Below are 12,046 nucleotides of genomic sequence, written 5' to 3' on the forward strand. Positions count from 1 at the left end.
ACGAGCCTACGCCGCCGCCTCACCCCACGCGGTAGACGAGCCGCGCGAACTGCCCCACCTGCCGCGCTTCGACGAGCGTCAAGCGATCGGACTCCACGCGGCGCGGCAGCAGCGGCGCCCCGCTCTCCAGCGCGACGGGAGCGATGGAGACCGCGATCTCGTCGAGCGCGCCCGCGTCGAGGAACTGCCCGGCGAGATCGCCGCCCCCGACGATCCAGATGTCGCCGTCGCCTGCCGCCGCGCGGATCTCGGGCAGCGCCTCCGCCACCGAGCCGCGCAGGAAGCGCACGTCGGCTCCCTCGGGCACGGGAAGCTCGCGGCTCGAGAAGACGAAGAGCGGGCGGGCGCCGTGGAACTCCTGCCAGGTGCCAGGGTTCGCCGCCGCGTCCCACTCCCGGAGCCCCCACTCGTAGGTGTGGGATCCCTCGACCATCACCGCGGCGCCCGAGGGCAGCAGCGAGTCATCGGGATCGGTGCCGCCGTCGACGGCGAAGAGCCATGCGAGGGAGTGCTCGTCGTCGGCGAGGAAGCCGTTCAGCGTGGTCGCGGTGTCGAAGATCGTCGTGCCCATGCGAGCACGCTAGCCCTGGCCGCCCACGCGGCAGCGGGGGTGGGGCCGAAGCCCCACCCCCGCCGGCCGCTCAGCGGATCAGCTGCAGCGCGTCAGCGCCTCGACGTCCTCGCTCAGCGAGGGCGTGCCGCCCAGCAGCGTCACCGACGTCGGCGACAGCGACTCGAGCGCGCCCAGCACGCTCGCGTCGACGCACCCCGGTCGGGTGATCAGCAGCGGAGCGCCCTGCGCGCCGGCCACGGCTCCACCCGAGATCGCGTCGGGGAAGAGCACGCCGCTCGCGAGGTAGGCGCCGGCCTCAGCTGAGTCGAACGCCGCCCGCGTGACGATCGCGCTCGTGATGAAGCGGTTCGAGCCAGCCTGGCGCGACACGACGAAGCCCGCGTCCACGAGCTCACCGGCCTGCGCCGAGGGGACGGCGTTGGTGTCACCGATGACGCGCACGCGCTCGACCTCCAGGTCGTCGAGCAGCGCGACCGTCTCCGAGGGGATCTCGACGCGCGTGTCGACCAGCATCAGCGGCCACTCGAGGTGACCCGCTGCGGCACCCGCCGACAGCGCGTCGGGGAAGCGGCTGCCGGTCACCGCGTAGGCGCCCTCAGCCGACTCGAACGCATAGTCGGCGACCATGCGGCTGGTCTCGAAGCGGTTGACCCCGCCGAGGCGGACGACCTCGCTGACCGTCTCGATGTCGGCGATCGCCGACTCGACGGCCGCGCTCACCGAGGGCTCCCCGCCCACGATGACGACGCGCTCCGCGCCGAGGCGCGCGATCTCGTCGAGCACGACCTCCGGGGCCTCAGCCCTCGGCACGAGCAGCAGCGGCCCGCCCTCGGTCGCAGCAGCCGGGGCTGCCGTCAGCGCATCGGGCCAGACCTGGCCGCTCGCGACGTAGACGACGTCGGCGCCCTGGCCGTAGCCCGACTGCGAGATCTCGACGGAGGTCTCGAACCGGTTGACGCCCGCGATGCGATCGACCGCGAGGTCGACCGCCAGCGGCAGCGCGATCGCCGTGCCGGCGGCCGTGCGCAGCTCGAAGACGCTCTCGGCGGATGCGAAGGGCACGGTGAGCTCGACGGTCGCCGAGCCGTCGACCACGTCGAAGGAGCCGAGGAGGGTGTCATCCAGGTACAGCTCGATCTGCTCGCTGACGGGGGTGCCGAGCGAGGTGAGGTCGATCGTGCCGACCGTCATGCTGAGCGCCGTGCCGGGAGCGACGGGCTCGGTCGGCAGACCGACGACCTCCAGCTGGCGGCGCGAGAAGTCGGGCGAGATCGGCGACTGCGCCTCGATGTAGGCCTCGAACGCCTCCGAGTCGACCAGGCCGGAGTCCCGATCGTCGGTGCCGGCGGTGAAGCCGCGGAAGTTGTCGCCACCGGAGAGCAGGAAGCTGGGCACCGCGACGCGGAACGTGTCGTCGGCCGAGACGCGCTCGCCGTCGACCCAGATGCTCGTGATGCGCGAGCCCTCGGGCAGCGTCGAGTCGTAGGTGTACTCGGCGTTGTCGCTGAGCCCCAGCTGCAGGTAGCTGCGCGAGGGCACGTTGCCCTGCGCATCGCGCTGCCACTGCTGCTCGAGCACGACGCGCAGCTGCTCGCCGGTCAGCGTCGTGGTCCAGAGGTTGTTCGCGAAGGGCAGGACGGCCGCCGCCTCGCCCACGGTCACGACGCCGTCGCCCGCCTCGCCCTCGTCGGCCGCGAAGAGGAAGTCGTCGCGCAGGCCGCCGGGGTTGGTGATGCCGAGCTCGGCCCCGCCGCGGTTCTCCGAGGAGAGCTGGTCGCGGAGCATGTTCGCGACGAGCGTGCCCATCGTGGATGCGCTGCCGCGGTCGTCGCGCTCGCCGTCGCGGAACGCGGTGGTGATGTCGCCGGTGATCTCGCCGAGCGGCTCGTTGCCGATGACCTCTGCGCGCTCGAGGGCGGCGTTCGTGATCTCGTCGACCTCGGCCACGCGCGGGAACGCCGCGATCAGCTCAGCCGCGGGCGTGGAGGTGCGCGCGACGTTCTGCACGGTGTCGAAGGTCGCGACCCCCGTGGCGGTGTCGAAGGAGACGACGACCTGGCTGATGTTCTCGGCGTACTGACCGCCCTGCACGATCGGGCGCACGTCCTGCGCGCTGCCGTCGGGGGCGGGGGCCAGCCACGTGTACTCCTGGTGGGTGTGGCCGTTGAAGATGACGTCGACCTCGGGCGCGGTGTCCTGGACGATCGAGCGGAAGGCCTCCGACGTCTCCAGCGAGGCGACGAGCTCCTCCTCGCTCGAGCCCTGCGAGCCCTCGTGGTACTCGGCGATGATCAGCTCGGCCTCGCCGTTCGCCTCGCTACCGTCGCTGAGCCGCGCGGCGATCGCGTTGACGGCCTCGACGGGGTCGCCGAACGCGACGCCTGCGATGCCGGCGGGGTCGACGAGCGCGGGGGTCTCCTGGGTGACGGCGCCGATCACCGCGACGGTGACCCCGTTGACCTCCGTGAGCGTGTAGCCCTCGTCGATGGGAGCACCGTCCACGGTGACGTTGGCGCCCAGGTAGGGGAAGTCGGCGATGCCGCGGACGCGATCCTGCAGGTCGTCGATGCCGCGGTCGAACTCGTGGTTGCCGACGGCGGCGGCGTCGAGCTCGAGGGCGTTGAGCACCTCGAGCGAGGGCGCATCCTGCTGCGACGCGGAGGCGTAGAGCGAGGCGCCGATGTTGTCGCCGCCGGAGAGCAGCACCGAGGCGTCGTCGCCGAAGGGTGCGCGCAGCTGCTCGATGGTGCCCGCGAAGCCGACGGTGCCGCCGCTCCAGTTGGCCTCGTCGCCCTCGTCGCCCGAGGGAGCCTGCAGGCGGCCGTGGAAGTCGTTGAAGTGCAGGATGTTGACGACACCGGGCGCGGCAGCAGCCGTGCTCATGTCATCGGTTCCCGCTTCGGTCGCGAGCGCCGCGGTCGGGACTGTCAGCAGCCCCAATCCGAGTGCGCAGGCGGCTCCGGCCGCCACGTTGCGCTTGAAGTGCTTGATCACTGTGTCTCCGATGCCAGGGGATGCGGACGGCGCGCGAGGCACGCCTCTGCCGAGCCTAGGAACTCTCGGCGCGACGCGCGAGGCCCAATCCTTGCGGCGAGGTGAACAGCGCGTGACGGCTCCGGACGCGAGAGAGGGGATCCCGCGGGATCCCCTCTCTCGTCGTCGCTCGGTCAGGCGTCGGCTGGCTCCAGCTCGGGCTCCTGCGGCTCCGGGCTCGTGTGCGTGAAGACGAACGCGCCGTCGGCGAAGTCGACGGTCACGTGCTCACCCGCGCCCAGCTCGCCGTGCAGGATCTTCTCGCTCAGCACGTCCTCGACCTCGTGCTGCACCGCGCGGCGCAGCGGCCGGGCGCCGAGCGCCGGATCGTGACCGATCTCGATCAGGCGCTGCTTCGCGGAGACGGTGAGCTCGATCGTCATGTCGCGGTCGAGCAGGCGCTCGGCGAGGCGCTTGATGAACAGGTCGACGATCTGCAGCAGCTCCGGCGGGGAGAGCTGCGGGAAGACGATCGTCTCGTCGACGCGGTTGAGGAACTCCGGCTTGAAGTTCTTCTTGAGCTCCTCGCGCACCTTGCCGCGCATCCGGTCGTAGTCGTTGCCGGAGTCGCCCTCCATGACGAAGCCGACCGGGCCACCCGAGATGTCCTTGGTGCCGAGGTTGGTCGTCATGATGATGACGGTGTTCTTGAAGTCGACCACGCGGCCCTGACCATCGGTCAGTCGACCCTCCTCGAGGATCTGCAGCAGCGAGTTGAAGATGTCGACGTGCGCCTTCTCGATCTCGTCGAAGAGCACGACCGAGAACGGCTTGCGGCGCACCTTCTCGGTGAGCTGCCCGCCCTCCTCGAACCCGACGAACCCGGGAGGGGCACCGAACAGGCGCGAGACGGTGTGCTTCTCGCTGAACTCCGACATGTCGAGCGAGATCAGCGCATCCTCGTCGTCGAACAGGAACTCGGCGAGCGCCTTCGCGAGCTCGGTCTTGCCGACGCCCGTGGGCCCGGCGAAGATGAACGAGCCGGAGGGGCGGCGCGGGTCCTTGAGGCCCGCGCGCTGACGGCGGATGGTCTTCGCCAGCACGCTGACGGCCTCCTCCTGGCCGATGACGCGCTGGTGCAGGGCCTTCTCCATGAAGACGAGTCGGGCCGACTCCTCCTCGGTGAGCTTGAACACCGGGATGCCGGTCGCGTTGGCCAGCACCTCCGCGATCACGCCCTCGTCGAGCACGCCCGTCGGGCCGCCGTCGCCGCTGCGCCACTGCTTCTCGAGGCGCAGGCGCTGACCGAGCAGCTCCTTCTCCTCGTCGCGCAGGCGCGCGGCCGCCTCGAAGTCCTGGCCCTCGATGGCGCCCTCCTTGCGGGTGCGCACGTCGGCGATCTTCTCGTCGAACTCGCGCAGCTCGGGCGGCGCCGAGAGGATCGACAGGCGCAGGCGAGCGCCGCCCTCGTCGATCAGGTCGATGGCCTTGTCGGGGAGGAAGCGATCCTGCACGTAGCGGTCGGCGAGGTTGGCCGCGGCGACGAGCGCACCGTCCGTGATCGTGATCTTGTGGTGCGACTCGTAGCGGTCGCGCAGGCCCTTGAGGATGTTGATCGTGTGCGCGACCGAGGGCTCGTTGACCTGGATCGGCTGGAAGCGGCGCTCGAGCGCGGCGTCCTTCTCGAAGTGCTTGCGGTACTCGTCGAGCGTCGTCGCGCCGATCGTCTGCAGCTCACCGCGGGCGAGCAGCGGCTTCAGGATGTTCGCGGCATCGATCGCGCCCTCTGCCGCGCCGGCACCGACGAGCGTGTGGATCTCGTCGATGAAGGTGATGATGTCGCCGCGCGTGCGGATCTCCTTGGTCACCTTCTTGAGGCGCTCCTCGAAGTCACCGCGGTAGCGGCTGCCCGCGATCAGCGAGCCGAGGTCGAGCGTGTAGACCTGCTTGTCCTTCAGCGTCTCGGGCACCTCGCCCTTGATGATCGCCTGCGCGAGGCCCTCGACGACGGCCGTCTTGCCGACGCCGGGCTCGCCGATCAGCACGGGGTTGTTCTTGGAGCGGCGAGACAGGATCTGCATGACCCGCTCGATCTCCTTCTCGCGACCGATGACCGGGTCGAGCTTGCCGTCGCGCGCAGCCTGGGTGAGGTTGCGGCCGAACTGATCCAGGATCTGCGATCCCTTGGCGTCGGACTGCACGGTCTGCTCGCCGCCGACCGTCGTCGACTCCTTGCCCTGGTAGCCGGCGAGGAGCTGGTTGACGGTCTGGCGCACGCGGTTGAGGTCGGCGCCGAGCTTCACGAGCACCTGGGCTGCGACGCCCTCGCCCTCGCGGATCAGGCCGAGCAGCACGTGCTCCGTGCCGATGTAGTTGTGGCCGAGCTGCAGCGCTTCGCGCAGGCTCAGCTCGAGCACCTTCTTGGCTCGCGGCGTGAAGGGGATGTGCCCCGACGTCTGCTGGCTGCCGGTGCCGATCATGTCCTGCACCTGCGCGCGCACGGCGTCGAGCGAGATGCCCAGCTGCTCCAGCGCCTTCGCAGCGACGCCATCGCCCTCGTGGATGAGGCCGAGCAGGATGTGCTCCGTGCCGATGTAGTTGTGGTTGAGCAGCTTCGCCTCTTCTTGGGCGAGCACCACGACTCGGCGAGCGCGGTCAGTGAATCTCTCGAACATCGCTGCCTCCCTTCCTTGTTCGTCGAGCGTAGCCGCGGGTACGGGCGCGACGTGCGGGTGTTCGCTGTCGGCGCGACGACGATGCGTCAGCGGTGGCACGCGCCCAGCCCGCCGGATGCCGTGCGCTCGGCAGCGCGCGCGGCACGAGGTTGCACTCCGCCCGCATCGGTGCGACATTATCGACCATCGATAACAACGATGATCGATACGTCGAGAGGACCTCGCATGACACCTTGGTGGATGCTCACCGCGATCGCCCTGCTGCTGGGGGCCATCGCCCTCGCCGTGGCCGCGGCGCGCGCGACCCGACGCGGGAGCGACAGCGCGGTCGTGACGACGGCGCTCACCCTCGCCGTCGTCACTGCGGTCATCGCCGCGGTGGGCGGCGTCGTGGCACTGCTGTCGAGCCTGCTGGCGCCGTCGGTGCCGATCTCGATACCCGTGCAGGACTACTGGCCGGTGCTGCCCGCCGGCGCCGAGATCCAGGGCCCGTCCGCGACGCGCGTGGACGGCGGATTCCGGACCGCCGAGATCGTGGCAGCGGGGCTCAGCATGGGTGCCCGGGTCTGCTGGGGGATCTCGCAGGCCGTGGCATGGCTCGTGCCGGGGACGGTGGCGACGCTCGTGGCCATCACCTGCGCGCAGCTGCGGGCAGGCCGCCCCTTCGCCCCGGTGCTCGCGCGCCTGACGATGTTCATCGCGGGCGCCGTCGCGCTCGGCGGCACGTGCGCCCAGGTGCTGGGCGACACCGCTGGCAGCATGGCCGCGCAGGAGCTGCTGGCGGTGACCGGCTGGGCGAGCCCGGAGGACCTGTCGACGCTGCTGCCGCAGCCTGCGCTCCTGATCACCTTCCCGTTCTGGCCCATCGGCGCCGGCTTGGCGCTCGCGGCGCTCGCCACGCTGCTCCGACGCGGGCAGGCGCTCCAGCGCGACACCGAGGGGCTGGTGTAGGTGCCCGCCGAGGAGGATCTCTCCCGCCTGCACTGCAGGCTCGACGAGCTGCTCAGCGAGCGCGGCATGACGCTGACGGCACTCGCCGACGCCGTCGGCGTCAGCCTCGTGAACCTCTCGGTGCTGAAGAACGACCGTGCGAAGGCGATCCGGTTCTCCACCCTCATCGCGCTGTGCGACGCCCTCGAGTGCCAGCCCGGCGAGCTGTTCACGGTCACCGCTCACGGAACGCAGAAGTCGGATCGGTAGCCTGCGGGGGCAGACGCGACGAGGAGCACGGTGACCGATCAGCCCAGCCAGTCCTGGAACCCGCACGGCTCGCAGCCGCCCGCACCGCAGGGGCCGCCGCAGTACGGGCAGCACTCCGGTGCGCAGCCGCAGTACGGGCAGTACTCCGGTGCCCCGCAGCAGCAGCCGCAGCCGCAGTACGGGCAGTACTCGGGTGCGCCGCAGTACGGGCAGGCTCCGTACGGGCAGCCGCAGTACGGCCAGCCCTTCCCCGCACCGCAGCCGGCGCCGCCCGTGAAGCCTGCGCTGCTGCCCGCAGCGCTGCCCATGTCCGGCCGCCCCTTCGCGATGGTGTTCCAGCCGCTGGAGCGCCGCGTGGGCCGCTGGTTCATCGCCTGGGCGATCGCCATCGGCTTCTTCTTCGCCGGGCAGATCCTCTCCGTCGTGCTCATGCTGCCCGGCATCGGCGAGTTCCTCGCCTCGATCGACCCCACGGATCTCGCGCTCGACCAGCAGGAGATCACCAGCCGCTTCATCGAGGCCGTGGTCGGCACGCCGCTCGGCATGGCGGCCGTCAACATGGCCTGGGCGTCGATGATCCCCGGCACCATCGTCGCGATGGCGGCCTTCGGCGCGCGGGCGGCAGGGTTCGCCTCGAGCGTCGTCGGCACGTGGCGCTGGAGCGTCGTCGCCCGATCCGCCCTCGTGATCCTGCCGATCTTCGCGCTCTACATCGGCCTCTCCCTGTGGATGGACCCCACGATCGAGTGGCAGTGGAACCCCAACTGGGGCCTCGTCATCGCCGTGCTCCTCACGACGCCGCTGCAGTCCGCGGGCGAGGAGTTCGCCTTCCGCGGCCTGCTCCCGCAGCTGATGGGCGGCTGGCGGGTGCACCGCTACGTGCCCGCACTGGTCATGCTGTTCCCCGCGCTGCTCGTGATGGTGCTGCAGCCGGCGACCTGGTGGCTGTCGCTGCTGGCACTCGTCGCGGCGGCTGTGGGGCCGTGGGTGCTCACGGGTCGCTTCGGCAACGCCATCTGGACCGGTGTCGCGACCGGACTCCTGTTCGGCGGCATGCACGCCCACCCCTCGATCGCGGCGACGCTGCAGCTCGCGCTGGTCGGCTTCGCCTGCTCGATGCTGACCTACCGCACCGGTGGGCTCGAGTCGGCATCCGTGCTGCACGCGGCGAACAACGTGTTCATCATGGTGCCGCTGGCGCTCACCGGCACATCCGCCTTCTCCGGCCAGCCCGTGGCGGGCGAGGACTGGCTCTCGACGGCCATCACCGCGGCGGCGCTCGGCCTCGCGTACGCCGCGGTGCACGTCACGATGCCGAAGGTGCAGCGCTTCACCGACGGCTCCGCGGCGGCCGACATGCTGGAGCCCCCGCAGCAGCCCGGCCCGCAGCAGCCCGGCCTGCAGCAGCCCGGTACCGAGCAGTCGATGCAGCAGCCGGCTGCGCAGTCCTGGGCGCGGCCCCAGGGCGCCGGGCAGACGCCGACGGCATCCGGCGCCTGAGCGGCGCGCGCCGGGTTCAGGCGGAGGTGCGCTCGCCGGGCGCGGGAGCGCTGCCCGAGTGGTCGGTCGCGGGCGCCGGCGGCGCAGCAGCGATGGGCGCCTCAGCACCGGCGGGCGTACCGGCGGGCGTGCCCTTCGGCGGCAGCCCGAGCTTGGCGCGCTCCTCCGCCTCGATCCGCTCGTAGGCGCGGCGGGCGGTGCGGTCGCCGCGGATGATGGAGCGCAGCACCATCCAGAAGATGAGGCCGAGCACGATCGTCGGGATCAGCGAGAAGATCGCGTTCCCCCACCAGCTCTCAGGCATGGGACCAGCCTACCGGGCGCCTCAGGTCAGCAGCTCGCGCACCCGCTCCCGGCCGATGGCGAGCAGCAGGGTCGGGATCCGTGGGCCGGTCTCGCGGCCCACCAGCAGTCGGTAGAGCAGCGCGAAGAACGCGCGCTGGGCCGACGAGAGCTCCTTGTCGCCCTTCACCATGGCGCCGGGCTCGAGGCCGCGCTGCACCTTCGCGACCCCGTAGACCTGGAAGGTCAGGCCGTCGAGGGTCCACGCCTCCTCGATCGGCGGCAGCCCCTGCCCGCCGTCCAGCAGCAGGGCGATGGCTTCGCGCTCCGACTCCGTGAGCGCATCGAGCGCCTCGCGATCGGCGGACTCGCGCACCGCCGTGTGCTCCTCGGCGGGCATGTGCGTCGCCACCCATGCCTCGACCCGGTCGAGCCGCGGGCGCAGCGCATCGAGCTCGGTGATCGGGTCGTCGGCGTCGAGCCCGCCGAGGATCCGCAGGATCTGCTCCTCGTCGCCGAAGGTGATGTCGACGACGGAGGCGAGGGTGCGGTACGCGACGCGACGCGGCGTCTGGGGCAGCGGGCCGTGCACCGTCGAGGTGGCTCGCTCGAGGGCCGCGACCTCTGCGTCGCCGGCCGTGCCCGCCGCCACCTTCTTCAGCAGCGCATCCCACTCGTCGTAGGTGCGCTGCAGCTCCGAGCCGAAGGCGACGTCGAACGACTGGTTCATGCGGCGGCGGGCGTAGAGCCAGCGCAGCACAGGCGCCTCCATGACGGCGAGCGCGTCGGAGGGCGTCGGCGCACCGCCGCGCGACGACGACATCTTGGCGAGGCCGCCGAAGCCGACGAAGGCGTACATCGGGCCCAGCGGGCGCTCCCAGCCGAAGACGGGCGCGAGCTGCAGGCCCACCTGGAACGACGAGCCCGGGCTCTGGTGGTCGACGCCCGAGGGCTCGAAGACGACCCGCTCGTGCGCCCAGCGCATCGGCCAGTCGACCTTCCAGACGAGCTTGCCCGAGCGGAACTCCCGCAGCAGCACCGTCTCGCGGTGCCCGCACTGGCAGGAGTAGGTCATCTCGGTCGAGTCGTCGTCGTAGGCCTCGATCGTCGTGAGGTCCTTGCCGCAGGAGGTGCAGTAGGGCTTGTAGGGGTAGTACTCGGTGCCGCCGGAGCCGTCGTCCTCGCTCGCGGCGCCCGAGGAGGCGTCGAGCGCCTGCTGCAGCGCCTCGTCCTCATCCTTCGCGGCGGGGAGCGTGCGGTACTGCGCGAGGATCGCGTCGATCTCGTGGCGGTGGCGCATCGCGTGCAGGATCTGCTCGGTGTAGGCGCCCGCGGCGTACTGCTCGGTCTGGCTGATGCCGCGATAGCGCACGCCCGCCTCGGCGAATCCCGCCTCGGCCTGGGCGCGGAAGTGCGCGCCCCACGAGTCGTGCTCGCTGCCGGGAGGGGCCGGGACGCTCGTGAGCGGCTTGCCGATGTGCTCGCTCCACGACTCGTCCACGCCCTCGATGCCGGCCGGCACCTTGCGGAACCGGTCGTAGTCGTCCCAGCTGAAGATGTGCTCGGCGTCGATGCCGCGGCGCTGGATCTCGTCGATCACGAGGTGCGGGCTCATCACCTCGCGGAAGTTGCCGAGGTGCACGGGGCCGGAGGGCGAGATGCCGGATGCGGCGACCGGCCTGGTGGCGCGGCGCTCGGCCTCGGCGATCACGTCGTCGGCCAGGCGCGAGACCCAGTCGGCGCGGGCCTGCTGTCGCGCGGCCAGGTCGGTCTCGGCCGGCTGCGTCGGGTGCGGGGCGGTGCTCTCGTCAGGCGTCTCGGTCACGACGCCCGATCCTACCGGCGCGCGCGCATCCGCCCCCTGGCGCGCGGCGCCCGGGGGCCTGGAGCGCTCGGCTGTGGACGCCCAGCGGCCGGGCGCTCGAGGACCAGCCGCTCAGGGGATGGAGTAGCGGGCGTTGTCGATCAGGCGCACCGCGCCGACGCGCGCGGCGACGAGCACCTGCGCCGGACCGTGGTGCGCGTCGTTCGCGAAGGCGAAGGTGCGAGGGTCGACGATCGCGAGGTAGTCGAGCTGCACGCCGGTGTCGGACTGGAACACCGACTGCGCGGCGGCCAGCATCGCCTCGACGCCGCGGTCCGCGGCCGAGCCGGCCGCCTCCAGCGCGCGCGACAGCGCGAGCGCGTCGCGCCGCTCCCCCGCCGTGAGCATCGCGTTGCGGCTCGAGAGGGCGAGGCCGTCGGGCTCCCGCACGGTCGGCACCCCGAGGATCTCGACCGGCAGGTTCAGGTCGCGCACCAGGCGGCGCACCAGGAACAGCTGCTGCGCATCCTTCTCGCCGAACGCCGCGACGTCGGGCGCCACGATCGAGAGCAGCTTCGTGACGACCGTGAGCACGCCGTCGTAGTGGCCGGGGCGGCTGCGCCCCTCGAGCACGGTGCCGAGGTGACCGGCGGAGACGATCGTGGCCGAGCGCCCGCCGTCGGGGAACATCTCGTCGACGCTCGGCATGAACACCGCGTCGACGCCGAGCGCCTCGAGCCGCTCCGTGTCGGCCTCGGGCGTGCGCGGATAGCGGTCGAGGTCTTCGTGGGGCCCGAACTGCATCGGGTTGACGAACACCGAGGAGAGCACGACGTCGGCACGCTCGGCCGCCGTGCGCACGAGCGCCGCGTGCCCCTCGTGCAGCGCACCCATCGTCGGCACCAGGGCGATGCGGCTGCCCGCTGCCCGGGCTCGTCCGACGAGCTCGCGGACGGAGTCGATCGTCGTCAGGGTCTGGATGGGAGCGGGCACCCCGACAGCCTAGGCGCGCGCGGCGAGCACCTCGACCGGCGGGCG

The 12,046-nt window shown here is 71.7% G+C and carries 9 protein-coding genes; 3 read left to right on the plus strand and 6 right to left on the minus strand.

Features of this window, described 5'->3' with window-relative positions:
• Positions 1 to 19: 19 nt before the first annotated feature.
• From AA0Z99_RS10055 to AA0Z99_RS10065, 3 genes are all read right to left on the minus strand, one after another.
• Positions 20 to 571: a dihydrofolate reductase family protein gene (locus AA0Z99_RS10055; protein WP_413316952.1), complete on the minus strand. Its 552-nt coding sequence runs from the start codon at positions 569 to 571 to the stop codon at positions 20 to 22.
• Between the two features lie 78 nt (positions 572 to 649).
• The gene (locus AA0Z99_RS10060; RefSeq protein ID WP_413316954.1) at positions 650 to 3,457 is read right to left on the minus strand and encodes a cell wall-binding repeat-containing protein; all 2,808 of its coding nucleotides are present in this window, start codon (positions 3,455 to 3,457) and stop codon (positions 650 to 652) included.
• 284 nt (positions 3,458 to 3,741) lie between these two features.
• Complete coding sequence (locus tag AA0Z99_RS10065) at positions 3,742 to 6,222, minus strand: ATP-dependent Clp protease ATP-binding subunit (RefSeq protein ID WP_413316956.1); 2,481 nt, start codon at positions 6,220 to 6,222, stop codon at positions 3,742 to 3,744.
• Positions 6,223 to 6,447: 225 nt separating this feature from the next.
• Here AA0Z99_RS10065 and AA0Z99_RS10070 point away from each other — a divergent pair, with 225 nt between their 5' ends.
• Genes AA0Z99_RS10070 through AA0Z99_RS10080 form a run of 3 tightly spaced genes read left to right on the plus strand, consistent with a single transcriptional unit; the run spans position 6,448 to position 8,922 of the window.
• A complete protein-coding gene (locus AA0Z99_RS10070) occupies positions 6,448 to 7,173 on the plus strand; it encodes a hypothetical protein (protein ID WP_413316958.1) in 726 nt (241 codons plus the stop codon).
• Positions 7,174 to 7,422 (plus strand): helix-turn-helix domain-containing protein, encoded by a 249-nt coding sequence (locus AA0Z99_RS10075; protein ID WP_413316960.1) that lies wholly within the window; start codon positions 7,174 to 7,176, stop codon positions 7,420 to 7,422.
• A 30-nt stretch (positions 7,423 to 7,452) separates the two neighbouring features.
• On the plus strand, positions 7,453 to 8,922 hold the full coding sequence (locus tag AA0Z99_RS10080) for a CPBP family intramembrane glutamic endopeptidase (RefSeq protein ID WP_413316962.1): 1,470 nt from the start codon (positions 7,453 to 7,455) through the stop codon (positions 8,920 to 8,922).
• Positions 8,923 to 8,938: 16 nt separating this feature from the next.
• On the opposite strand, the gene AA0Z99_RS10085 is transcribed toward AA0Z99_RS10080, so the two are convergent.
• From AA0Z99_RS10085 to panC, 3 genes are all read right to left on the minus strand, one after another.
• Positions 8,939 to 9,226 (minus strand): hypothetical protein, encoded by a 288-nt coding sequence (locus AA0Z99_RS10085; protein WP_413316964.1) that lies wholly within the window; start codon positions 9,224 to 9,226, stop codon positions 8,939 to 8,941.
• 21 nt (positions 9,227 to 9,247) lie between these two features.
• Positions 9,248 to 10,969, minus strand: coding sequence for a lysine--tRNA ligase (gene lysS / locus AA0Z99_RS10090; protein ID WP_413320836.1), 1,722 nt, complete (start codon positions 10,967 to 10,969; stop codon positions 9,248 to 9,250).
• A 171-nt stretch (positions 10,970 to 11,140) separates the two neighbouring features.
• Positions 11,141 to 12,001: a pantoate--beta-alanine ligase gene (gene panC / locus AA0Z99_RS10095; protein WP_413316966.1), complete on the minus strand. Its 861-nt coding sequence runs from the start codon at positions 11,999 to 12,001 to the stop codon at positions 11,141 to 11,143.
• Positions 12,002 to 12,046 lie beyond the last annotated feature (45 nt).

Origin of the sequence: Agrococcus phoenicis, assembly GCF_047302415.1 — a bacterium.
Lineage (GTDB): Bacteria > Actinomycetota > Actinomycetes > Actinomycetales > Microbacteriaceae > Agrococcus.